Annotated in this window: 18 protein-coding genes; 12 read left to right on the forward strand and 6 right to left on the reverse strand. The window is 60.5% G+C overall.

Annotated features, from left to right (window positions below; all coding sequences use genetic code 11):
- Window positions 1–23: 23 nt before the first annotated feature.
- From acnB to BLU46_RS00455, 4 genes are all read left to right on the forward strand, one after another.
- Window positions 24–2,624, forward strand: coding sequence for a bifunctional aconitate hydratase 2/2-methylisocitrate dehydratase (acnB, locus tag BLU46_RS00440; RefSeq protein WP_063030021.1), 2,601 nt, complete (start codon window positions 24–26; stop codon window positions 2,622–2,624).
- Window positions 2,625–2,925: 301 nt separating this feature from the next.
- Window positions 2,926–4,902, forward strand: coding sequence for an IucA/IucC family protein (locus tag BLU46_RS00445; protein WP_231988853.1), 1,977 nt, complete (start codon window positions 2,926–2,928; stop codon window positions 4,900–4,902).
- Window positions 4,892–6,103 carry an MFS transporter gene (locus BLU46_RS00450; RefSeq protein WP_093197117.1) on the forward strand — a complete coding sequence of 404 codons (1,212 nt, stop codon included), beginning with the start codon at window positions 4,892–4,894 and terminating at the stop codon, window positions 6,101–6,103. Before BLU46_RS00445 ends, BLU46_RS00450 begins: the two co-directional genes overlap by 11 nt.
- 11 nt (window positions 6,104–6,114) lie before the next feature.
- Window positions 6,115–8,235, forward strand: a complete 2,121-nt coding sequence (locus BLU46_RS00455) for a TonB-dependent receptor (RefSeq protein ID WP_063030017.1) — start codon at window positions 6,115–6,117, stop codon at window positions 8,233–8,235.
- Here BLU46_RS00455 and BLU46_RS00460 read toward each other — a convergent pair.
- On the reverse strand, window positions 8,207–8,632 hold the full coding sequence (locus BLU46_RS00460) for a MerR family transcriptional regulator (protein WP_063030015.1): 426 nt from the start codon (window positions 8,630–8,632) through the stop codon (window positions 8,207–8,209). The genes BLU46_RS00455 and BLU46_RS00460 overlap by 29 nt on opposite strands.
- A 69-nt stretch (window positions 8,633–8,701) precedes the next feature.
- Between BLU46_RS00460 and BLU46_RS00465 the strand changes: the two genes are divergently transcribed.
- The 3 genes from BLU46_RS00465 (at window position 8,702) to BLU46_RS00475 (ending at window position 13,213) form a co-directional block, all read left to right on the forward strand.
- Window positions 8,702–9,934 carry an NADH:flavin oxidoreductase/NADH oxidase family protein gene (locus tag BLU46_RS00465; protein ID WP_093197122.1) on the forward strand — a complete coding sequence of 411 codons (1,233 nt, stop codon included), beginning with the start codon at window positions 8,702–8,704 and terminating at the stop codon, window positions 9,932–9,934.
- Between the two features lie 78 nt (window positions 9,935–10,012).
- Window positions 10,013–11,737, forward strand: coding sequence for a ubiquinone-dependent pyruvate dehydrogenase (gene poxB / locus BLU46_RS00470; protein WP_008431335.1), 1,725 nt, complete (start codon window positions 10,013–10,015; stop codon window positions 11,735–11,737).
- Between the two features lie 144 nt (window positions 11,738–11,881).
- A complete protein-coding gene (locus BLU46_RS00475) occupies window positions 11,882–13,213 on the forward strand; it encodes an IS4 family transposase (RefSeq protein ID WP_093197129.1) in 1,332 nt (443 codons plus the stop codon).
- 44 nt (window positions 13,214–13,257) lie between these two features.
- On the opposite strand, the gene BLU46_RS00480 is transcribed toward BLU46_RS00475, so the two are convergent.
- Window positions 13,258–13,815 carry an NADPH-dependent FMN reductase gene (locus tag BLU46_RS00480; RefSeq protein WP_063030009.1) on the reverse strand — a complete coding sequence of 186 codons (558 nt, stop codon included), beginning with the start codon at window positions 13,813–13,815 and terminating at the stop codon, window positions 13,258–13,260.
- 226 nt (window positions 13,816–14,041) lie between these two features.
- On the opposite strand from BLU46_RS00480, the gene BLU46_RS00485 reads away from it, so the two are divergent.
- Window positions 14,042–14,278 (forward strand): hypothetical protein, encoded by a 237-nt coding sequence (locus tag BLU46_RS00485; RefSeq protein ID WP_003209248.1) that lies wholly within the window; start codon window positions 14,042–14,044, stop codon window positions 14,276–14,278.
- A 4-nt stretch (window positions 14,279–14,282) separates the two neighbouring features.
- On the opposite strand, the gene gspG is transcribed toward BLU46_RS00485, so the two are convergent.
- Window positions 14,283–14,711: a type II secretion system major pseudopilin GspG gene (gene gspG / locus BLU46_RS00490; protein WP_093197134.1), complete on the reverse strand. Its 429-nt coding sequence runs from the start codon at window positions 14,709–14,711 to the stop codon at window positions 14,283–14,285.
- Window positions 14,712–14,886: 175 nt separating this feature from the next.
- On the opposite strand from gspG, the gene BLU46_RS00495 reads away from it, so the two are divergent.
- Window positions 14,887–15,789 (forward strand): LysR substrate-binding domain-containing protein, encoded by a 903-nt coding sequence (locus tag BLU46_RS00495; RefSeq protein WP_093197138.1) that lies wholly within the window; start codon window positions 14,887–14,889, stop codon window positions 15,787–15,789.
- A gap of 996 nt (window positions 15,790–16,785) precedes the next feature.
- Here BLU46_RS00495 and BLU46_RS00500 read toward each other — a convergent pair.
- From BLU46_RS00500 to pdxR, 3 genes are all read right to left on the reverse strand, one after another.
- Window positions 16,786–17,355, reverse strand: a complete 570-nt coding sequence (locus tag BLU46_RS00500; RefSeq protein ID WP_017480421.1) for a GNAT family N-acetyltransferase — start codon at window positions 17,353–17,355, stop codon at window positions 16,786–16,788.
- 20 nt (window positions 17,356–17,375) lie between these two features.
- Window positions 17,376–19,631, reverse strand: coding sequence for an Orn/Lys/Arg family decarboxylase (locus BLU46_RS00505; protein ID WP_093197142.1), 2,256 nt, complete (start codon window positions 19,629–19,631; stop codon window positions 17,376–17,378).
- Window positions 19,632–19,711: 80 nt separating this feature from the next.
- Window positions 19,712–21,085: a MocR-like pyridoxine biosynthesis transcription factor PdxR gene (gene pdxR, locus BLU46_RS00510; protein ID WP_063030001.1), complete on the reverse strand. Its 1,374-nt coding sequence runs from the start codon at window positions 21,083–21,085 to the stop codon at window positions 19,712–19,714.
- A gap of 134 nt (window positions 21,086–21,219) precedes the next feature.
- On the opposite strand from pdxR, the gene BLU46_RS00515 reads away from it, so the two are divergent.
- From BLU46_RS00515 to BLU46_RS00525, 3 genes are read left to right on the forward strand one after another with little or no spacing between them, the layout of a single operon-like run.
- A complete protein-coding gene (locus BLU46_RS00515; protein WP_093197145.1) occupies window positions 21,220–21,696 on the forward strand; it encodes a carboxymuconolactone decarboxylase family protein in 477 nt (158 codons plus the stop codon).
- Window positions 21,689–22,129, forward strand: coding sequence for a GNAT family N-acetyltransferase (locus BLU46_RS00520; protein WP_093197149.1), 441 nt, complete (start codon window positions 21,689–21,691; stop codon window positions 22,127–22,129). Before BLU46_RS00515 ends, BLU46_RS00520 begins: the two co-directional genes overlap by 8 nt.
- On the forward strand, window positions 22,126–22,749 hold the full coding sequence (locus BLU46_RS00525) for an FMN-dependent NADH-azoreductase (protein ID WP_093197153.1): 624 nt from the start codon (window positions 22,126–22,128) through the stop codon (window positions 22,747–22,749). The genes BLU46_RS00520 and BLU46_RS00525 overlap by 4 nt, the downstream gene beginning before the upstream one ends.
- The last annotated feature ends 51 nt before the right edge of the window (window positions 22,750–22,800 follow it).

Here is a 22,800-nt window from a genome sequence, read left to right on the forward strand (position 1 = left end):
GACCACTGATGAGGGTAATAACTGTGCTTGAAGCCTACCGCAAACATATCGAAGAGCGTGCAGCCCTGGGTATCGTTCCCCAGCCGCTTAACGCCGAACAAACCGCAGGCCTGGTCGAGCTGCTGAAAAATCCTCCGGCTGGCGAAGAAGAATTCCTCGTTGACCTGATCACCAACCGCATTCCACCAGGCGTTGACGAAGCTGCCTACGTCAAGGCCGGTTTCCTGTCTGCCCTGGCCAAGGGCGAAGCCACCTCCCCTCTGATCGACAAGAAACGCGCTGTTGAACTGCTCGGCACCATGCAAGGCGGCTACAACATCGTGACCCTGGTCGAGCTGCTGGACGACGCCACCCTGGCTCCCGTCGCTGCCGCCCAACTCAAGCACACCCTGCTGATGTTCGACGCCTTCCACGACGTCGCGGAAAAAGCCAAGAACGGCAACCAGCACGCCAAAGACGTGATCCAGTCCTGGGCCGACGGCGAGTGGTTCAAGAACCGCCCGACCCTGGCCGACAAGATCAGCCTGCGCGTGTTCAAGGTGTCTGGCGAAACCAACACCGACGACCTGTCCCCTGCCCCGGACGCCTGGTCCCGTCCTGACATCCCGCTGCACGCCCTGGCCATGCTGAAAATGGCCCGTGACGGTATCGTGCCGGATGAGCAAGGCAAGACCGGCCCGATGAAGCAGATCGAAGAAATGCGCAGCCAAGGCTTCCCGATCGCCTACGTCGGTGACGTGGTCGGTACCGGTTCGTCGCGTAAATCGGCAACCAACTCGGTACTGTGGTTCTTCGGCGACGACGTGCCTTACGTGCCGAACAAGCGCGCTGGCGGCTTCTGCTTCGGCAGCAAGATCGCTCCAATCTTCTACAACACCATGGAAGATGCCGGCGCACTGCCAATCGAGTTCGACGTTACCAACATGAACATGGGCGACGTGATCGACCTGTACCCGCATGCTGGCAAAGTCACCAAGCACAACAGCGATGAAGTCCTGACCACCTTCGAAATGAAGACCCCGGTCCTGTTGGACGAAGTCCGTGCCGGCGGTCGTATCCCGCTGATCATCGGCCGCGGCCTGACCGAGAAGGCTCGCGCCGAGCTGGGTCTGCCACCTTCGACCCTGTTCAAGCTGCCGGAAGCACCGGCTGAAAGCGACAAGGGCTACACCCTGGCGCAGAAAATGGTCGGCAAGGCCTGCGGCGTGGCTGGCGTTCGTCCAGGCACCTACTGCGAACCGAAGATGACCACCGTCGGCTCCCAGGACACCACCGGTCCTATGACCCGTGACGAACTGAAAGACCTGGCGTGCCTGGGCTTCTCCACCGATCTGGTAATGCAGTCGTTCTGCCATACCGCGGCTTATCCAAAGCCGATCGACGTGACCACCCACCACACCCTGCCTGACTTCATCATGACCCGTGGCGGTGTATCGCTGCGTCCAGGCGACGGTATCATCCACAGCTGGCTGAACCGTATGCTGCTGCCGGACACCGTCGGTACCGGTGGTGACTCCCACACCCGTTTCCCGATGGGCATTTCGTTCCCGGCCGGTTCCGGCCTGGTGGCGTTCGCCGCAGCCACCGGCGTTATGCCGCTGGACATGCCGGAATCGATCCTGGTGCGCTTCAAAGGTGAAATGCAGCCTGGCATCACCCTGCGTGACCTGGTTCACGCCATTCCTTACTACGCGATCCAGGCTGGCCTGCTGACCGTAGAGAAGAAAGGCAAGAAGAACGCCTTCTCCGGCCGCATCCTGGAAATCGAAGGCCTGGACAACCTGAGCATCGAACAGGCTTTCGAGCTGTCCGACGCCTCGGCTGAACGTTCGGCTGCCGGTTGCACCATCAAGCTGTCGAAAGAATCCATCACCGAGTACCTGAACTCCAACATCACCCTGCTGCGCTGGATGATCGGTGAAGGCTACGGCGATGCGCGTACCCTGGAACGTCGTGCCCAAGCGATGGAAGCCTGGGTTGCCAACCCTGAGCTGATGGTTGCCGATGCTGACGCCGAATACGCTGAAATCATCGAGATCGACCTGGCCGACATCAAGGAGCCTGTGCTCTGCGCGCCAAACGATCCGGACGACGCCCGTCTGCTGTCCAGCGTTGCTGGCGAGAAGATCGACGAAGTGTTCATCGGTTCGTGCATGACCAACATCGGTCACTTCCGCGCTGCCGGCAAACTGCTGGATCAGGTCAAGGGTCAGCTGCCAACCCGTCTGTGGCTGTCGCCGCCGACCAAGATGGACGCTCACCAACTGACCGAAGAAGGCTACTACGGCATCTACGGCAAGGCTGGCGCGCGCATGGAAATGCCGGGCTGCTCGCTGTGCATGGGTAACCAGGCACGTGTAGAGCCGAACTCGACCGTTGTGTCGACGTCGACCCGTAACTTCCCGAACCGCCTGGGTGACGGCGCAAACGTCTACCTGGCTTCGGCTGAGCTGGCGTCGGTGGCTTCCATCCTGGGTCGCTTGCCGACCGTCGAGGAGTACATGGAATACGCTGCGAAGATCAACACCATGGCCAGCGACGTGTATCGTTACCTGAGTTTTGACCAGATCGCCGAGTTCCGTGAAATTGCTGCAAGCGCCAACATTCCTGTGGTTCAAGCCTAAGGTTTTGTTGCTGTAAAGGAACGCCGCGTATCGCAAGGTACGCGGTGTTTTTTTATGCCTGCAGAAAATCGGGCAACCCGAGACAGCCCCAAATGGGCCGTAGGAACGGTCCTGTATTCGCGTCAGTAATATTTACACTTCGATACAGAGCATTCCGTCAGAACATTAAGCCATCCACAAACGTCAATGAATCCGCGGGATAGAGAGGTTTATTCGGACCACTGGAAGGCCCGTCGACTGTATCAAAATACAAAAACAGCGCTGCGAATAACAATGATTATCATTGGTTTCCGCATTTTAAATGGGTATCCTCCGCCTGCTTTTACTCAAGGCTGCGCAAAAGGACTCCCACTTGAAGTACGAATACAGCACAAAACCGCAATGGCTACTGACTCGCTGGAGCGAGGCACTCGGCACTCCCCTCTTCCAAGCCCATCGCATCACACTCGACTCCCTGATCAACACCTTGGCGCCAGCCGCCGAGCGCAGCTTCCAACGTTTGATTCAGGCGCTGTTCCGTGAGGGGTTACTGAACGCAAACGCCCTTGAGTACGACGACCACCACCGATGCTGGTTGACCCTCTGCAACCAAACCCGCCTGTGCTTCGACCATTTGCTCCCGGGGCGCATGAGCAGCTGGGACCTGCGTGGCAATATCACCGCACACAGCGGGGAATACCCACCTCACAAGGTCCAGTTTCCTTCGGAACTGCTGACCCTGCTCAACAACGATCTCCAGGCGCCTGCCGCCCCCGAGGTGCTGCACCGCCTCAACGAAGAACTCGATGACAGCTTCACCAACGACACGCTGTGCCTGGCGTTCCATCAGCAGTGGACGCTCCAGTTGCACGAGGCCATGGACCCGGCACACAGCGACAATCTGCTGGGATGGCTCAAAGACGATCCACGCGTTGCCAACCCGACCTCGTTACTTGAGCAATGGGGCACCCTGGGCCACCCATGGCACCCCAACTACAAGACCAAGCTTGGCTTGAGCACCGACCAAGTCATCGATTTTTCACCGGAGTTCGAAGCCCGCTTTCCGGTGATCCTCTGCGCGCTGCACCGCCAGTTTGCCCATGTCGAATCACTGGCTGGCACCGCCGACTACTGGCAGTGGTGGCAAGCCCACTTTCCACAGGCGGCCCAGCAACTGACGGCTGAACTGACGCGCCAAGGCCTTGAGGCCGCAGACTACCTGCCGCTGCCTGCGCACCCGTGGCAAGCCCGCCAGGAGCTGCCACAGACCTTTGCCAACGAAATCGGCGACCGGTTGTTGGTGCTGACCGACATCGTCGCATTTACCGCACATCCCACCATGTCGTTCCGCACCGTGTTGCCCGAGGGACGGCGTGATGCACCGATGGTCAAGCTGCCGGTTTCACTGCGCCTGACCAGCGTGCAACGCACCGTATCGCCACGCTCGGCGCGCATGGGCCCGCGCATCAGCCACTTGATGCAAACCATCCTGGCTCGCGAGCCGGAGGTTCAGAAGATTCTCGGCATCGTTCCCGAACGCATCGGCGTGCACTTCAAACCACAACCGGCAGACGACGAGCGCTCTCGTCACCTGGCGGTGCTATACAGGGACAACCCGCTGAACCAACTGCAACCCGGGGAAATAGCGGTTCCGGTCGGCAGCCTGTTCGCCGTCGACCAGCACGGCCAGCCGCTGCTGCGACAGTGGGTGCATCTGGCACAGGGCAAGGACGATAGCGGCGCCATGCAAGCGTTCTTCCGTGATTACGTTGCGATTGCAGTGCCCGGCCTGCTGAATATGTACCTGCGCTACGGCGTGGCTTTCGAAGCCCACCAGCAGAACAGCTTCATGATCATGGCCGCAGACGGACAACTGAGCCGCCTGCTGTTGCGTGACTTCGGCGATATCCGTATCGACCGCAAGACGTTGCATGCGCAGGGCCTGGACATCGAACTGCACGACCCGAAGATGACGCTGTATGACGACGCAGGCTTCGTGCGCGACAAACTCCTGCACACGGTTTTCATGTGTCACTTGGGCGAGCTGGTGCTGCTCGGTGCCCGCGAATTCGACGTCCCCCAGGCGCTGCTGTGGGGTGAACTGGCTTCACAGGTCAGCCAATGCTTCGACGACCTGCGCGGCCAGGTCGAACCGCAGCGCTGGGCCACGGAACGCCAGGCCTTGCTGGAACAGGACTGGCCGGCCAAATCGTTCATGCGCATGCGCTTGCTGGAGAGCCATGCCGATATCGTCGGGCGCCTGTGCAACCCGCTGAGCGTTCAAGTCGATGGCAACTAACAGCGCAGCCCTGCGGTTGCTGGTCTGCATTCAACTGGTGTCCATGGGCGCCATGGAAATGAGCGGCCCTTTCTGGCCCTTGCAGATCCAGAAACTGCTTGGCATCGCCAACGCCCAGTACACCGGCCTGCTGTCTTCACTGGTGTACGCCGGGCCGATGATGGCGGCGATGGTGCTGACCCCCGCCTGGGGGCGCCTGGGTGATCGAACCGGCCACAAGCCCATGATCATTCGGGCGTTGCTGGCGCTGGCAGTGTGTCAGGCCCTGGCCGCAATCACCTTCGATCCATGGCTATTGGTGGGCATCAGGGTGGCGCAAGGGGCGCTCGCCGGGTTTATTGCAGCGGCCCAAGCCTACGCTCTGGCCTGCTGTGGTGACGGGGGGCGCGGGCAAATTCTTGCCCGCCTGCAATCGGCGACGGCCGTTGGCTCACTGGCCGGCCCAGTGCTGGGTGGCTGGCTGATGGATGTCTCGGGGTTCGCGTTGCTGTGCTACAGCGCCACCGTCATTTGCCTTTTGTGCGCGGCGATCAGTGTGTTTTTGCCTAGCGATACGCAGCGCGTAACACACAAGCAAAAACCGGCACATACCCAGCTACCCAAGGGTTGGCTGGGAGCGATGCTCGGCGTCATCGTGCTGATTCAAGCGGCCAAAATGATGCCGCAGCCGTTCTATGCCTTATACGTGGCAGACATCCTGCACGCGCCCGCCTGGCTGATCGGCGCCAGTTATGCCGCCAGCGCCGCCACGCTCGCACTGTCCGCGCCGCTTTGGGGTCGGTTATTCGACCGCCATCAACCGGCGCACACCCTGCGTGTCATTGAATGGGTTGCCTGGGCCTGCGCACTGACCCTGGCTTTTACCGCGGTCGCCAGTGAATGGATGGGCTTTATTGCCAGCCGCTTGCTCTGGGGCGTATGGCAAGGCGCGCTACTGCCCGTCGCTTACACCTTGATCGCCAACACGGTCGCGTCCAGCCAACAAGGCTTCGCGCTGGGCCTGGGCAACAGCGCCGCCAAAGCTGGCGCGTTGTGCGGAGCCCTGATCGGTGGCATCGGCATGGGCCTCATTGGGTTGGCACACAGCTTCTGGCTCGTCGCCCTCACGTACGCGTTGGCTGCACTGGGTATTCGCGCCATTCGGTCTTTCTCAAAAATGCCAGAAACGACTGTTTCCACAACCAACACTTCTCAACACTAAAAAAGAAAAAAATGAAAAAAATCCAACTTTCTATCCTGTTGCCCTTTATCGGCTCGTTGAGCACCCCGGCGTGGGCTGATCAAACCGAAACGGCGCCCACCACGCCCAATGCCATGCAGTTACAGGAAGTGGTGGTGTCCGCCACCCGTACAGAGGCCAGTATCGCCTCGATTCCCGGCTCTGTGCAGGTGATAAGCCAAGAGCAGATCACCCAGCAAACCGGTGCGGGACGACGCGTCTCTGACATCCTCGGCCAACTGGTTCCGGGTATTTCCCCCTCCACCGGAGGCATGAGTAACTTCGGCCAGACTCTGCGCGGGCGAAACACCCTCGTGCTGATCGACGGGGTTTCCCAGAACTCGACGCGAGACAACTTCCGCCAGCTCAACAGCATCGCCCCGGAAAGCATCGAGCGCATCGAAGTGATTTCCGGCGCCAGCAGTGTGTACGGAGCGGGCGCATCCGGCGGCATCATCAACATCATCACCAAGCGCAACAACGGTGAGGAGTTGGCATTCAGCAGCAAGATTGGCCTGACTTCCGGCAACAACCTCAACAAGAAAGGTTTTGCCTACGACGTGTTCCAGAGCGCCACCGGGCGCAAGGACGCGCTGGACTGGTACGTATCGGCCAACGGCGTACAGCGCAACGATCAATTTGACGGTAACGGCCACCGCATCCCCCAGGACACGTCCCAGGGCAGCAACATGGACACCGACACCTACGACCTGCAAGGTCGCTTCGGCTACGAGCTGGACGCTGACAAGAAAATCAGCCTGTCGCTGCAGGACTACAAAGACCAACAAGATACCCACTACACCAAGAACCCACGCATCACCAGCGAAGCCGTCGCGGTAAAAGGCCTGGACCTGGATGACCAACCGTTCACTCACAACCAGGCCGTCAACCTCAACTACACCGACAAGGATTTCTACGGCCAGGGCTTGCAGGTCGAAAGCTATTGGCGGCGCGCCGACGCCTTGTTCTTTCCGGACCTGTCACGGGGCAGAGCCGGGATTTCCGACAACAATAGCGTGCAGGATGTGTACGGCCTGCGGGCAGCCATCGAAAGCGCCATGCCGGACATCGGCCCGGCCACCGGCACGCTGGTCTGGGGCGCCGATTACAATCACGAAACCTCAACCCAGCGCGGTGACCAATACCGGGTCAATGGGCTGAGCTACACCAAGACCGGTACGACCTTTGAAATGGGGCCGGACATCACGACCACCAACAAGGCCATCTTCGGTCAACTGTCCTACGACATTGGCGATTGGACACTGCGTGGCGGCGTGCGCCGCGAATGGATCGACAGCGAGATTTCCGACAGCATCGCCTACGGGGAAATCGTCCAGACAGGCAATCGGGCGACCCTCCCCGGCGGCACCCTGAAATACAACGACACCCTGTACAACCTCGGCGCGGTGTACCACTTGAGCGAAAATCAGGACGTGTTCGCCAACTTCAGCCAAGGCTTTTCCCTGCCGGATATCCAGCGTTTCCTGCGTGACGTCAACAGCACCTTTGACATCCAGAAACTCAATGCCCAGGCACTCAAGGTCAACAGCTATGAGTTGGGATGGCGTGGCAACTGGGACAAGTGGCAGGCCAGCGTCACGGCGTACGAGAACACTTCGGACGTCACCCAGTTCTATGACGCCAACGACCGCGTACTGCGCTTGATCAACCAGAAAGAACGCGTGCGCGGCGCGGAAACAACGCTGACCTATAACGTGACGGATCAATGGTCGGTGGGCGGCACTTACGCGTACGCCAAGGGCGAGACCAACCAGAACGGCAAATGGATCGACCTGCCTGCCACGCGTATTTCACCGGCTAAGACAACTGCCTTCGTGGGTTACGACCGTGGCGACTACAACCTGCGCCTGCAAGGCATGCGACTGGCCAACTATGACGCCGCGTTCGACGATAACAACGGTCGCGATATCAAGGGCTACACGTTGTTCGACCTGCTAGGTTCGGTAGCGTTGCCGGTGGGTCGCCTGGAGGGCGGGGTCTACAACCTGACCAACCGCAACTACCAGAACATGTTTGCCCAGGCCAACGCCCGCGCGCCCTACCCGAATGCTGAAGGCCGTACGTTCAGCCTGAGTTATGCCGTCGACTGGTAATAACCTCTGCACGCGGGAGCGAGCTCCCGCTGATCAAGCAAGGCTCGCCTTCCGGGTGGGCCTTGACCGTCGCGATCACCGCCCGCAACTCAGCCTTACTTTGCTCCAGGCGCGCCTGTATCACCTCGATTTCCTCGATCTTTCGCTCAAGCCCGAAGACAATCTCTGCCCGCCTGGCCTCGCTGGGCGAGGCATCCGGCATCAGCTGTTTCAGCTCCTGCAAACTGAAACCTGCGCGCTGAGCGCCTTGGATCAACTGCAACGCCTGCAGGGTTTGGGGCGCATAACGGCGATAGCCATTGGCTTGCCGTTCAACCTGGATAAGACCCTCAGCCTCGTAAAAGCGAATTTTTGAGGCCGACAGGCCGCTGAGTTTTGCCAACTCGCCGATATTCATGCTTTACCCGCTTGACCTTAAAGTGACCTTTAAGCTTAGCCTGAGCGCTCCCATTGTGAGGAGTCAAGCATGTCGCCCTTTGAAGCGTTGCAATTGCCCAACGGCCAGCTCATCAGTAACCGCATCGCCAAGGCGGCGATGGAAGAGAACATGGCGGATGCACACCAGGCGCCTTCCGAGGCCTTGATGCGCCTGTATCAAGCCTGGGCCGAAGGCGAACCCGGCCTGATCCTGACCGGCAACGTGATGATCGACCGCCACGCCATGACCGGCCCCGGCGGCGTGGTGCTGGAAGACGAACGTCACCTGGACAAGTTTCGCCAATGGGCCACGATTGGCCGGGCCAAGGGCGCGCAGTTCTGGGTACAGCTCAACCACCCGGGCCGACAGACCATGGCCAACCTCGGCCAGCCAGCACTGGCACCTTCTGCGGTGGCCCTCGATCTCGGCGGCTTTTCGAAGATGTTCGCCCAACCCAAGGCGATGACCGAGGACGATATACAGGACGTCATCTCGCGCTTCGCCACCAGCGCGCGTCTTGCCGAAAAAGCCGGTTTCAGCGGCGCGCAGATCCATGCCGCCCACGGCTACCTGCTCAGCCAGTTTCTCTCGCCCTTGAGCAACCAGCGCACGGACCGCTGGGGCGGTAGCGTGGAAAACCGTGCGCGGCTGCTGCTGGAGGTGGTCAAGGCCGTGCGCGCCTCTGTGAGCCCGGACTTCTGCGTGGCAGTAAAACTCAACTCCGCCGACTTCCAGCGTGGCGGGTTTGACGCCGCCGACGCCCGCGCCGTGGTCGAGCTGCTCAACCCCCTGGCCATCGACCTGCTGGAGTTGTCCGGCGGCAGCTACGAAGCCCCGGCCATGCAAGGCGAGGCTCGCGACGGACGCACCTTGGCCCGCGAAGCCTATTTCATCGAGATGGCCAGCGACCTGGCGAAAGTCGCCAGCATGCCGGTGATGGTCACCGGCGGTATCCGCCGTTTGCCAATCGTCCAGCAAGTTCTGGACAGCGGCATCGCCATGGCCGGAATCGCCACCGCCCTGACCCTGGAGCCGCACCTGATCAAGCAGTGGCGCGCTGGCCGCGATCTCAACCCGCAACTGCCGCCGATCCGCTGGAAGCGCAAACCTCTGGCCAGCCTGGCGAACATGGCAGTGGTGCGCTATCAGCTTCGCCGCCTGAGCCGTGGCCGCCAGCCGAACCCCGGGGTGGCGCCGCTGCTGGCATTGATAAAAGACCAACTGTTTATCGCTCGTCGCACCCGCCAATATCGAGCCGCGATGACCAATTCTTCACATTGAGCGGGGAGCATTCAGCGCTATGGAACTGTCCTTTACTGATCAGCAGCTTTTTACCCTCACTGACGATTGGAGTTCTTCATGGCGAAAATCACCCTGGCCCAGCAACTGGCGACCACCCTTGAACAGGCGGGCATCAAGCGCATCTGGGGCCTGACCGGCGACAGCCTCAACGGCCTGACCGACTCCCTGCGCACCATGGACAGCATCGAGTGGATGCACGTGCGCCACGAAGAAGTGGCCGCGTTCGCCGCCGGTGCCGAAGCTGCCGCCACCGGCGAATTGACCGTATGCGCCGGCAGCTGCGGCCCCGGCAACCTGCACTTGATCAATGGCCTGTTCGACTGCCATCGCAACCATGTGCCGGTGCTGGCCATCGCCGCACAGATCCCCTCCTCCGAGATCGGCCTGAACTACTTTCAGGAAACCCATCCCCAGGAACTGTTCAAGGAGTGCAGTCACTTCATCGAGCTGGTGACCAACCCCGAACAAATGCCCCACGTGCTGCATCGCGCCATGCGCTCGGCGATTCTCAATCGCGGCGTGGCGGTGGTGGTGATTCCTGGCGATGTGTCGTTGCTGGAAGTGGAAGACAAATTCAAACCATGGCCGGCCCTGCTGGCGCCGCGCACCCTGCCGGCAGAACAGGACCTGCAACGCCTTACCGACATCCTCGAACACAGCGGCAAAGTCACCCTGCTGTGCGGCAGCGGCTGTGCCGGCGCCCACGATGAAGTGGTAGCCCTGGCCGACGCCCTCGGCGCACCGGTGGTTCACGCCCTGCGCGGCAAGGAGCATGTGGAGTGGGACAACCCGTTCGACGTCGGCATGACCGGCCTGATCGGCTTCAGCTCCGGTTACCACGCCATGCTCAACTGCGACACGCTGATCATGCTCGGCACCGACTTCCCGTACCGCCAGTTCTACCCGACTGACGCGAAGATCATTCAGGTCGACCGCAACCCGCAGGCATTGGGCCGACGTGCCACCCTGGACTTGGGGATTGCTGCCGACGTCAGCGAAACGATTCAAGCGCTGTTGCCGCGCCTGACCCGCAAGACGGATCGCAGCTTCCTCGAAACCTCACTCAAGCATTATGAGAAAGCGCGCCAAGGCCTGGATGACCTGGCGGAACCGTCAAAGGCTGGCCGGCCGATTCATCCGCAATACGTCGCGCGCCTGCTCAGTGAGCTGGCGGATGACGATGCGATCTTCACCGCCGACGTGGGTTCGCCTACGGTGTGGGCAGCGCGCTACCTGAAGATGAACGGCAAGCGCCGGTTGATCGGCTCGTTCAACCACGGCTCGATGGCCAACGCCATGCCCCAGGCCATCGGCGCACAAGCGGCGTTTCCCGGGCGGCAGGTGATTTCGATGTCTGGCGACGGTGGCTTTACCATGCTGATGGGGGACTTCATCAGCCTGGCGCAGTTGAACCTGCCGGTGAAACTGGTGGTGTTCAACAACTCATCCCTGGGCTTCGTCGCCATGGAGATGAAAGCTGCGGGCTATCTGGACACCGGCACCGAGCTGAAGAATCCGGACTTTGCCGCCATGTCCAACGCCATGGGCATCCTCGGCATTCGGGTAGAGCAGTCCGAAGACCTCGAGCCAGCCCTGCGCCGCGCCCTGGCCCACGACGGCCCGGTGCTGGTGGATGTGGTCACCGCCACCCAGGAACTGGTGATGCCGCCCAGCATCAAGCTGGAACAGGCCAAGGGCTTCAGCCTGTACATGCTCAAGGCGGTGATGAGCGGGCGCGGTGATGAGGTGATCGAGTTGGCGAAAACCAACTGGCTGCGTTAATAGCGCCGTAGTGGCCGACCATGCGGCCTGACCGCAGATAAAAAAGACCCCGCTTAAATAGCGTAATGCTGTTCACTTAAGCATTTGAGCCCACGCCGGGCTTCCTAGAAAATCCGATACCAGACCTCTGGCATCGGATTTTTTATGTCTGTTCAACAGGACCTGCTTGACCTCGGCGACCTTTTCAACTTCTGCGACCTGAGCACCTTTACCCAAAATATTCCCATTGAGTGGGTAGCGTCTGCGCTGGATCTTTCCAGTCAGGCCACCATTCGCCGGCGTCGCCTGCCCGCTGATCAAGTGCTTTGGTTGGTACTGGGGATGGCGCTATTTCGAGATGAGCCGGTTCACGAAGTGGCCAGACGTTTGAACATCTGCGCCCAAGGCCTGGCTTCTGACCACTTGTTGGCCCGCAGCGGTGTGACCGAGGCGCGAAAGCGGCTCGGTGCCGATCCTGTTGAGTGGCTGTTTCGCAAGACCGGTACTCAATGGGGGGCGGAGCGCTACGACGATGATGCCTGGCACGACCTGCAGGTATTCGCGGTGGACGGTGCACTTTTACGCACTCCGGATACGCCCGAGCTGCGAGATCACTTTGGATCGGGAAACACCCCGAGTGAGCGCCAGACACCGTTTCCCATGCTGCGCCTGGTGGCGCTGATGAATGTGCGTTCGCATGTGATCCTGGATGCTCAATTGAGCCCTTACCGACGCAGTGAAATGCGCTTGGCCGACGAGTTTTTGCAGCAGATTCCCGACCACTCAGTGACGCTGTTCGACAAAGGGTTCTGGGGCGCCGAGCTACTGTCGAGTTTGAGCCGTTCGGGCACCCACCGTCATTGGTTGATCCCGGCAAAAAAAGGACTGGTCTGTGAGGAAGTGGCCCGTTACAGCGTGCATGACCGTTTGGTGCGCATGAAAGTCTCACCGCAGGCCAGAAAGCGAAATCCGGTCCTTCCATCGCACTGGGAGGTACGTGAAGTCAGCTATGAAATACAAGGCAAAGTGAAGACCGTCATGACGTCCTTGCCGGCCGAGACCTACAACACCAAGGCCGTTGCCAAGCTTTATCAGGAACGCTGGGAGATCGAGCTGGGCTTCAGGGACATCAAGAGTTCGATGCAACAGAACGCTATGACCTTGCGCAGCAAAAAAGTCGAGCTGATTTATCAGGAGGTGTGGGGACTTTTGCTGGCTTACAACGTAATTCGTCGGGAAGCCAGTCAGGCAGCGGTGGCGTTTGGCCGAGCGCCCTCGGACATCCGTTTCAAACCGGCTTGTCAGTACATCGCGGTGCAATTGATTGTGATGGCTGCGGCCAACCCGATTTCAGCGACAGGGAGACGATTGGCAGAGTTAAGGGCAGGTATCGGAGGATTGTTTCTGGATCACCGTCCAAGGCCTTCGAGGCCAAGGACGGTGAAGATCTCAAAAACCCGATTTCCAGTAGACCGTAAGGCTGCTCCGCTTAAGTGAACAGCATTACGCTTAAATAGCGGGGTCTTTTTTCGCGCGGCTAATCAACCGTGTTGTTTTTCCACCCACTTCCCGTAGGCATCAATAAACGCCTGCAAGAACGGCTTGGTCTTTTCCGACAGCTTGCCCGACTCGTCGAACACACTGCCCGCCCCGCCCAGGTAGGCTTCCGGCTGTTGCATGCACGGCACGTCAAGGAACACCAGGGATTGGCGCAAATGGTGATTGGCCCCAAAACCACCGATGGCGCCCGGGGACACACTGATCACCGCACCTGGCTTGCCACCCCAGACACTTTGGCCATAAGGCCGCGAACCGACGTCAATTGCGTTCTTCAATACACCCGGCACCGAGCGGTTGTATTCGGGGGTCACAAACAGCACCGCGTCGGATGAACGCACGTGTTGACGGAAAGTACTGTAGGCTGCCGGCGGTGAAGCGCCTTCAAGGTCCTCGCTGTAGAGCGGCAAATCGCCAATTTCGACAATGTTCAATTTGAGGTTGGCGGGCGCCAACTCAGCCAATGCCAGGGCGACCTTGCGGTTGATCGACTCTTTTCTCAAGCTGCCGACCAGTACGGCAATCGTGTAGACCTTGCTCATTGGGGTTTCCCGATTTCTGACTAAGGAGCTTGTAGTTATAGAGCCTGCGCGACGCTATCACCAGCGCGTTTTTGCAATCCCAAGGACGTTTACACCGCAAATGGACTTGTAAGTAATGTCTGAAAAAGTCAACGAATAGTATTTTTTTTCAATAGGTAAACTACCCCGCTCTCCTACGGTCTACAGAACCGCAAATCGAGTGTTTATCTCCAGAGGTTCTAAACAGATGGCAGCAGTACTTGTCGGACAGTTCCATGCCAGAGACGCGGAAGGTCGCGTTTATTCGGTGCATGAGTTCCAGGAATCCAACCCGCCCCTCGACGGCCTGGCTGGATCGGCGCCCACCACCACCTACAAGCTGGCCATTGGCGACCGCGTAGAAAAACTGGATGGCGATGAGTTCAGGCTGATTCAGTCGGGCACTATCATCACCCGCGAATCCGCAACGATCCACGCTTCATAAGACGTTATTCCCCATAGGCGATATCAACATTATCGCCGACGCCTCCCAGTGTCCGGTCCTTGCCGAACGAGAACAGATCAAAGTTGGTTTTGGCCTGGCTGGGAGGATAGTGGTACTGATAGGCCACGCCCCAGGGGTCTGTCAGCATGTCCTCATCCTTTAGATAGGGCCCCCGCCACTTCCCTTCCCCCGCTGGCTGAACCGTCAACACCGCCAGACCCTCGTCGTCGGTAGGATAACGCCCTACATCCTGATGAAATTGCTCGACCGCCTTGCCCAGCACTTTCAGCTGTACCTTGGCCGTGGCGATTTCGGTTTGAGTCACGTCGCCAAAGATCCGCGGCCCAACTGCAATCACCAGCACACCGACAACCAGCACGGCCACCAGCAGATCCCACAACGAAAATCCGCGCGTGTGTGTTTTACCGAGCATCGATAAGGCTCCCCGTGGATCCTTTGGTTGATACGCCCTTTATATGACCTGTTGGTTGCAGGCGCCAAGGGACTTGACCGTGCAAGTCTAGTTGGGCCGCTGCCGTGGCGGGTCTTTTTTCCACACCCGGGCCTGAGCCATTGAATCCACGTCGCGCTGAACATAGACTCCGGCCATGCGTTTACGTCATATCGAAGTCATTCAAGCGATTTTACAGACCGGACACCTCGGCACTGCCGCCGAATGGTTGCAACTGCCCGTGGCCGATGTGGACGCGACGCTCAAGGATGCCGAGCTGCAATTGGGTTTCATGCTGTTCGCCAGTGTGCGCGGACGCTTGCAGGCCACCCGGGAAACCCTCGAGCTGCAGGGCGAAATCGCCCACTTCTATGCGGCCCTTGAGCCGGTGCAACGCCTGGCCAGCAGCCTGAAGCACCACCATGCCCCGCCCTTGCGCGCACTGTGCACCCCGCCGCTGGCCAATCAACTGCTGCCCCAGGCGATCGCCGTGCTGCGCCGGCGCTTTCAAGACACGCCGTGCAACCTCTCCAGCCACTCCACCCGGGACATCGTCAAGAGCCTGCTGCTGCACGAAGCAGACCTTGGCCTGAGCCTGCACGACCCGGAACATCCGCAGATCCACAGCACGCCACTGGCACACGGCAAGCTGCAATTGCTCGCGCCCCATGGCTGGCTGAAGCCTCGGCAGAAGTACATTGCGCTACAGGAGCTGGCCGGGCAGTCGATGATCGGCCTCGAAGACCAGGACCCGCTGAGCCGCCTGCTGGACAGCAAACTGCAAGCCCTGCGCCCGCTGCCGGTGGTGCAAACGCGGGTGCAGACCTACCAGATGATGCGCAGCATGGTAGAGGCCGGGGAAGGTCTGGCGATTGTCGACCCGTTCACCGCCACTGGCGCACGGGAAGCCGGGCTGGATGCGTGCCCATTGTCACCGCCGATGGTGGTGACCTTGTATGCGTTGACCCTAAAGGACAGCGAAGCGTCGCCCGCCTTGAATGCGTTGCTGGAGATTGTCACCGAGAAGGCTGAAAGCCTGCTGACAAGCACACTGCCCTGAATGTGGGAGCTGTCGAGCCTTAGCGAGGCTGAGAAAACGGCGGCATGGTCGATAAAGAGGTTGCCTGACACACCGCTATCGCGGCCTCGCTGGGGCTCGACGGCTCCCACAGGGGTTCGGGGGAAGTCTGGGAGTTTTGTGTTTGATCGCAAGCACTCGAGTTGCGCAAACCGAATGTGGGAGCTGTCGAGCCTTAGCGAGGCTGCGAAGACGGCAGCACAGTCGATAAAGAGGTTGCCTGACACACCGCTATCGCGGCCTCGCTGGGGCTCGACGGCTCCCACAGGGGTTCGGGGGAAGTCTGGAAGTTTTGTGTTTGATCGCAAGCACTCGAGTTGCGCAAACCGAATGTGGGAGCTGTCGAGCCTTAGCGAGGCTGCGAAGACGGCGGCATGGTTGATAAAGAGGTTGCCTGACACACCGCTATCGCAGCCTCGCCAGGGCTCGACAGCTCCCACAGGGTTTGGGGGAAGTCTGGGAGTTGTGTGTTCGGTAGCAAGCACTCGGGTTGCGCAAACCGAATGTGGGAGCTGTCGAGCCTTAGCGAGGCTGCGAAGACGGCAGCACAGTCGATAAAGAGATCGCCTGACACACCGCTATCGCGGCCTCGCTTGGGCTCGACGGCTCCCACAGGGGTTCGGGGGAAGTCTGGGAGTTTTGTGTTTGATCGCAAGCACTCGAGTTGCTCAAATCGAATGTGGGAGCTGTCGAGCCTCAGCGAGGCTGCGAAGACGGCAGCACAGTCGATAAAGAGGTCGCCTGACACACCGCTATCGCGGCCTCGCCAGGGCTCGACAGCTCCCACAGGGGTTCGGGGGAAGTCTGGGAGTTGTGTGTTTGATCGCAACCACTCGGAATTACTCAAATCAAATGTGGGAGCTGTCGAGCCTTAGCGAGGCTGCGATGGCGGCGGCATGGTCGATAAAGAGGGCGCATGACACACCGCTATCGCAGCCTCGCCAGGGCTCGACAGCTCCTACAGTTGATTGGTGAAGCTCAGACCGCTTCCAGTTCTGTCTTGAACAACCGATACCAGAAAATCGCCACTTCACGGGTCTGGGGATCAATCCCGCGATAGCGCAGGTGGTCGATCCCGCCCATCACATACCCGCAGCGCTCATACAGCCGGCAGGCACCGAGGTTGTTGTTCTGGGTTTCCAGCATCATCCCCGGCAAGTTCTTCTTGCGGCTCCAGAATTGCGCCACGTCCAGCAATGCCTTGGCCACCCCATGGCGCCGCGCCGGCAACACCACCGCCAGCTCATCCACATGGGCAAACCCGTTCCAGTTGGTGCTGACCACGATGTGCCCAACGGGCCGGTCATCGAGGTACGCCATGAACACCGCACTGTCGGCCGCGTCACGAAAGCTGGCGAACTCCTCGGGGTCGATGCCGTAGCATTTGCGGTACGGCACGATACGCTCCACCGCCCATTGATCGACGCGCTTGCCCATTTCCGGCACACCATAGGCATTGACCTCAAAGCTGAAGTCATTACCCCACACGTAGGCGTCAAATCCCTCATCAGCCACGCGGACACTGAGACCCGGGTACTTCGGGTTCATTACAGCTTGCATAAACATTCTTAACCCTTGATGCAATCGACGGTGTAACAGCGACCATTGCCGTCATCTTCGTGTTGCAGTCCATGAACATCGGCGACAAAGCCGGGGAAACTACTGTCAAACGTCCTGGCAAACGCCAGGTAATCAATGATCGAGCGAGTCGATTCGGTGAACCGCTCACCCGGCATGATCAACGGAATACCCGGCGGATAAGGCACCAGCATGACCGCTGCGATGCGTCCTGGCAAAGCGTCGATGGACACTGCCTCGACTTCGCCCTTGACCAACAGGTCGTAGGCATCGGCCGGTTTCATGGCGATTTCCGGCAAGACCGTGTACATCCGCTTCAAGTGCTTGGCCGTGGCATTGCTGCGGTAGCAGCTGTGCAACTGGTCGCACAGGTCCTTCAAACCCAATCCCTGATACCGCACCGGGCCCTGCTGAAACACCGATGGCAAACAGACAGCAAGGCTCACGTTGGCGTCATAACTGCGCTTGAATTCCAGTAATTCGGTGAGCAGGGTACTCCACTTGCCTTTGGTGATGCCCATGGAAAACAGCACAAGGAACGAATACAGCCCGGTCTTTTCCACCACCAGCCCACGTTCCCAGAGGAATTTACTGACCACCGCAGCGGGGATTCCGCACTCGCTCAAGGCCCCGCCGGCGTTCAGGCCGGGCATCACCAGAGTGACTTTGATCGGGTCCAGCAACACGTAGTCTTCGGCGATATCGCCAAAGCCATGCCAGTCGGCCTGGGGTTGCAACAGCCAGTCCGCCGTCACCACCCGGTCAATGCCCGCCACCAGCGGCGGCTGCCAGATGGAGAACCACCAGTCTTCAGCGGCGATGTGCTGGCGCAGGTTGGCCAGGGCGCGACGAAAGCTCAGGGCTTCGTCAAACATCTCTTGCAGCAACGAGCGCCCCGCCGGCCCTTCCATCATTGCCGAGGCGACATCCAGGGAGGCGATGATGCTGTACTGCGGCGAGGTGGAAATATGCATCATGAACGCTTCGTTGAAGCGATCCCGGTCGAGCTTGCGCACACCGCCATCCTGCACATGGATCATCGACGCCTGGCTGAACGCCGCCAGCAGCTTGTGGGTGGAGTGTGTGGTGAACACCAGCGGGCTGTCGGCCGTGCGCGACGTGCCCATGCCGTAGCGCCCGGCGAAGAACTCATGAAACGCCGCGTAGGCATACCAGGCTTCGTCAAAGTGCAGCACCTCGACACTGTTGCCCAGTTGCTGCTTGATCAGCTCGGCGTTGTAGCACAGGCCGTCGTAGGTGGAATTGGTGACCACCGCCAGCTTGACCTTGGCCGGTCGCCCTCGGGTCAACGGGCTGGCGTCGATTTTCGCGCGGATCGATTCGGGGCTGAACTCGCTCAGGGGAATCGGTCCGATGATCCCCAGTTCATTACGCTCCGGGCACAGGTACAACGGAATGGCGCCGGTCATGATGATCGAATGCAATACCGACTTGTGGCAGTTGCGGTCCACCAGCACCAGGTCATCCCGGCCAACCATGGAATGCCAGACGATCTTGTTGGCGGTGGACGTGCCATTGATCACGAAGTAGGTGTGATCCGCGCCGAAGTTGCGCGCCGCCCGGGCCTCGGCTTCGGCCAGCGGGCCGGTGTGGTCCAGCAGCGAACCCAGCTCCGGCACCGACACCGACAAGTCCGATCGCAGGGTATTTTCCCCGAAAAACTGATGAAACGCCTGCCCCACCGGGCTTTTGCGATAGGCCACGCCACCGCCATGGCCGGGGGTGTGCCAGGAGTAATTGGAATCCGCCGTGTGCTGCACCAGGGCCTTGAAGAATGGCGGCAACAGGCCATCCAGGTAAGCCCGCGCGGCCCGTGCGACTTGCCGCGCGAGAAAAGGCACGGTGTCTTCAAACAGGTAAAGAATGCCCCGCAATTGGTTGAGTTCGCTCATGGCGTCGGCCGGGGCGTTTTCCAGGGTGACTTGCTCACCCAGGGCAAAGATCGGCAGGTTCGGCGCCCGCACCCGCGCCAGGCGGATCAGCTCCACCATGTTTTGCATCAGGTGGGTATTTTCCCCGGCGCCCTCGGCGGCGATCAGCATGCAGGCCAGGCCGTGATGGGTCGAAGCCACCAGGCGGCCCTCGGCGTAGTCCACCGCCGAAAAGATACTGAAGCCCTCCTGTTCCAGCTCCCGGGCAATGCCCCGGACGCGGTCGCCGGCAACGGTGTCGGCCTTGATGTCGCGGTGTACGATCAGAACCGGGAACTTCAGGTCTTTGTACATGAGCGCTTGGCGTCCTGGGGCTATGCCTTCAGGGTAGAAGCTCGGAACGGATGTGGCGAATGAAGATGTTCAACCAGCCTTCATAAAGCCCCTCTGATGACCTCCCGCAACAGCAACGCCGCCTCCACGGCATGCTGGCGCGTCGCCAGGTTGGTGAAACCCATCAACAGGCCTTGCTGGCGCCCCGTCTCGATACTCCAGACAGACAGTGCCTGAATCCCCAGCCCCGCGTCGGCAGCCTGAGACGCAACTGCCTGATCAGAGACCTCCACCCGCAACCGCGCCAACAAATTGATCCCGCCAGACTGTTCATCGACCTGCAAAAATGCCCCGCAATGACTGTTCAGCGCATCCACCAGAAAGCCGCGCCGCTGGGTATAGAGCTGGCGCATTTTTTTCAGGTGGCGGGTGAAATGGCCCTGGTCGAGAAAGTCGGCGGTGGTGGCTTGCAGCAACTCGGCACTGCGGTTTTGCAGGATGCGGGCGCTGGCCTCAAAGGCCGGGAGCAACGCCTGCGGCACCACCAGATAGCCCAGCCGCAAACCCGGGAACAGCATCTTGCTGAAGCTGCCCGAGTAAATCACCCGGTCCGCCGTGTCCTGGCTTTTGAGCGCCGCCAAGGGCTGCCCCTTGTAACGAAACTCACTGTCGTAGTCGTCCTCCACCAACCAGCCGCCATGGGTCTGCGCCCAGTCGAGCAGGCTACGGCGCCGGGTGGCACTGAGGGCGACACCCAGCGGGCTTTGGTGAGCCGGCGTGACAATCGCCAGCCGCGCCTTTGGGGCACGTCGTACGCCCTCCTCGACATCGAGCCCGTCACGGTCGACCGGCACCGGCACCAACTTCACCTCCAGGTGGAGCAACAACTGCCGCGCATGCAAATAGCCCGGGTCTTCGAACCAGCAGTGCTTGCCTGCCATCTGCAACGCATCACACACCAGCGCGAGGCACGCCGAGTAACCCGCACACACGAACACCTGCTCCGGCGAGCACTCCACACCACGGTACAGCGCCAGGTATTGAGCAATCGCCACACGCAGCGACCGGGCACCCCGCACGTCACCCATGGCCAGGCTGTTGACGTCGACACGCCGGACCTGCCGGGTGACCAGGCGCGCCCATAACTTGCGCGGAAAGCTATCGAGCGCCGGCAAGCCCAGTTGCAACAGGCGCGGCGCAGAGGTCGGCGCCAAGGGCTGCGATTCGACCGCCAGCGACTTGATCGACCGCTGCGGCAGCGCCTCGGCCACCACCGTTCCCGCTTGCCCGCGCGCCAGGAAGAACCCCTCGCTGACCAGTAACTGGTAGGCCGTCTCCACGGTGCCCCGGGCCACCTTCAACTCCTGGGCCAAGCTGCGCACCGACGGCACCCGTTCGCCAGGACGCAGTTGGCCCTGATCAATGGCCTGGCGAAAGCGCCGGTAAATCTCCTGGTATTTGGGCAGTGACGACATCGTTATCCGGCTCACAGTGAATCAGCGCTGGAGTCTGATCTTGTCCCAACCCGCTTGTCCATTCTTGGCCCTATTGAGCCGGCGACCAGGCCGCCAAACTGACGGCATCACTTCACCACAGCAAGGAACACAGCATGCAACACCGTCTCGACTACGCCCAGGCAGCGCCCGCCGGCTACAAGGCCCTTGGCTCGGTGCACAGCTACATCCATGGCTGCGGCCTGGAGAAGGAATTGATTGACCTGGTGTACCTGCGTGTTTCCCAACTCAACGGTTGCGCCTACTGCCTGGACTCTCATTCCCGCGACCTGCTCAAACAGGGCGTGAGCCTGGAAAAGCTGATGCTGCTGGCCGCATGGCGCGAAGCCTTGCCGTTGTTCACTCCGCGTGAATGTGCTGCGTTAGCGTGGGCCGAGTCGGTGACCCAGGTCGCACACACCGAGGTGCCGGACGAACACTATGCCGAGGCCAAGGCCCTCTTCGACGACAAGGAAATTGCCGACCTGACCCTGGCTATCGCCCTGATGAACGCCCTGAACCGCGTCGCCATCAGCTTTCGCAAAGTCCCTGCCGCCGTAAAAGCGCACATGGAGCACGGCAACCATGAATGACGCTGTTGAGTTTGTGCACATCGAAAGCGACGCCGACTGCCTGGCCTGTTTTGCCGTCATGCAGCAACTGCGGCCAAAACTGGAAGACCCGCACGCCTTTGCCGAGCAGATCCAGCGCCAGCGGGAAAACGGTTATCGCCTGCTGGCCGCCCGGGAAAACGGCCAGGTGCTGGGCCTGGCCGGTTACCGCCTGACGGAAAACCTGCTGTATGGCCGCTTTATCTACGTCGATGACCTGGTAGTGGACGCGTCCCTGCAACGCCGGCGCCTGGGCGAACGACTGCTGGATCAGGTACGCCAGCACACCCGCCGCCTGGGTTATCGCTATCTGGTACTGGACACCGGCATGCACATGGCCCTGGCCCAGCGCTTCTATTTCCGCCAGGGCCTGCTGCCGCTGGGGATGCACTTTTCCCAGGATCTGAGCCAATGACCCGCGCCCTGCTGCTGAGTTTCAGCCCCCACGGCAAGGCGGCCCAGACCTTCCGCCTGGCCCGCGCCCTGCTCTGTGAACAGGCGCCCGAGGCCGAGGTGGTCGAGCGCGACTACGGCGGCCAGGCCCTGCCACCGCTGACCCGGGAATACGCCAACGCACTGACCACGCCCGGCGGGCTCAGTGGCGCGGCAACGGCGCTGTCCGAGCAACTGATCGTCGAGCTCGAGGCTTGTGACCTGCTGATTATCTGCACCCCGGTGCACAATTTCACGGTGCCGGCAGCGCTTAAGTGCTGGATCGATCATGTGGTACGTATCCACCGCAGTTTCACCGTCAACCCACAGTTTGAAAAAGTCGCCTTGCTCCAGGACCGGCCAACCTTTGTGCTGGTCAGTTCCGGAAGTTCGCGAAAGAACCGTGAACCCGACTTCCTTACGCCCTACCTGCAGGCAATCCTCGGCACCGTGGGCATACGCACGGTAGAGTTCGCCTATCTGGGCGCCATGGTCCGTGGCGAAGCCGCCGTGCAACGTAGCGTGGAACAGGCCCAACAGCAGTTGTCCGGGGCTTTTTACCGGCAAGCGGGAGCCCAAGCGGCAATCAGCTCTGGCGCGTAAAATTAATGGCGCTAGAATCAGCGCCATTTCCACGCCAGCCTCCCTGACACG

Origin of the sequence: Pseudomonas yamanorum (assembly GCF_900105735.1) — a bacterium.
In the GTDB taxonomy this organism is placed as follows: Bacteria; Pseudomonadota; Gammaproteobacteria; order Pseudomonadales; family Pseudomonadaceae; genus Aquipseudomonas; species Aquipseudomonas yamanorum.

Excerpts from the sequence above, each read along its gene's own strand:
- BLU46_RS00520 (WP_093197149.1), top strand. The coding sequence starts at position 21,689 with ATGAATGACGCTGTTGAGTTTGTGCACATCGAAAGCGACGCCGACTGC.
- BLU46_RS00475 (WP_093197129.1), top strand. The coding sequence starts at position 11,882 with ATGTCTGTTCAACAGGACCTGCTTGACCTCGGCGACCTTTTCAACTTC.
- BLU46_RS00460 (WP_063030015.1), bottom strand. The coding sequence starts at position 8,632 with ATGAATATCGGCGAGTTGGCAAAACTCAGCGGCCTGTCGGCCTCAAAA.
- pdxR (WP_063030001.1), bottom strand. The coding sequence starts at position 21,085 with ATGTCGTCACTGCCCAAATACCAGGAGATTTACCGGCGCTTTCGCCAG.
- BLU46_RS00450 (WP_093197117.1), top strand. The coding sequence starts at position 4,892 with ATGGCAACTAACAGCGCAGCCCTGCGGTTGCTGGTCTGCATTCAACTG.
- BLU46_RS00500 (WP_017480421.1), bottom strand. The coding sequence starts at position 17,355 with ATGAACCCGAAGTACCCGGGTCTCAGTGTCCGCGTGGCTGATGAGGGA.
- BLU46_RS00495 (WP_093197138.1), top strand. The coding sequence starts at position 14,887 with ATGCGTTTACGTCATATCGAAGTCATTCAAGCGATTTTACAGACCGGA.
- BLU46_RS00455 (WP_063030017.1), top strand. The coding sequence starts at position 6,115 with ATGAAAAAAATCCAACTTTCTATCCTGTTGCCCTTTATCGGCTCGTTG.
- BLU46_RS00515 (WP_093197145.1), top strand. The coding sequence starts at position 21,220 with ATGCAACACCGTCTCGACTACGCCCAGGCAGCGCCCGCCGGCTACAAG.
- BLU46_RS00445 (WP_231988853.1), top strand. The coding sequence starts at position 2,926 with ATGGGTATCCTCCGCCTGCTTTTACTCAAGGCTGCGCAAAAGGACTCC.
- BLU46_RS00480 (WP_063030009.1), bottom strand. The coding sequence starts at position 13,815 with ATGAGCAAGGTCTACACGATTGCCGTACTGGTCGGCAGCTTGAGAAAA.
- gspG (WP_093197134.1), bottom strand. The coding sequence starts at position 14,711 with ATGCTCGGTAAAACACACACGCGCGGATTTTCGTTGTGGGATCTGCTG.
- poxB (WP_008431335.1), top strand. The coding sequence starts at position 10,013 with ATGGCGAAAATCACCCTGGCCCAGCAACTGGCGACCACCCTTGAACAG.
- BLU46_RS00465 (WP_093197122.1), top strand. The coding sequence starts at position 8,702 with ATGTCGCCCTTTGAAGCGTTGCAATTGCCCAACGGCCAGCTCATCAGT.
- BLU46_RS00505 (WP_093197142.1), bottom strand. The coding sequence starts at position 19,631 with ATGTACAAAGACCTGAAGTTCCCGGTTCTGATCGTACACCGCGACATC.
- BLU46_RS00485 (WP_003209248.1), top strand. The coding sequence starts at position 14,042 with ATGGCAGCAGTACTTGTCGGACAGTTCCATGCCAGAGACGCGGAAGGT.
- BLU46_RS00525 (WP_093197153.1), top strand. The coding sequence starts at position 22,126 with ATGACCCGCGCCCTGCTGCTGAGTTTCAGCCCCCACGGCAAGGCGGCC.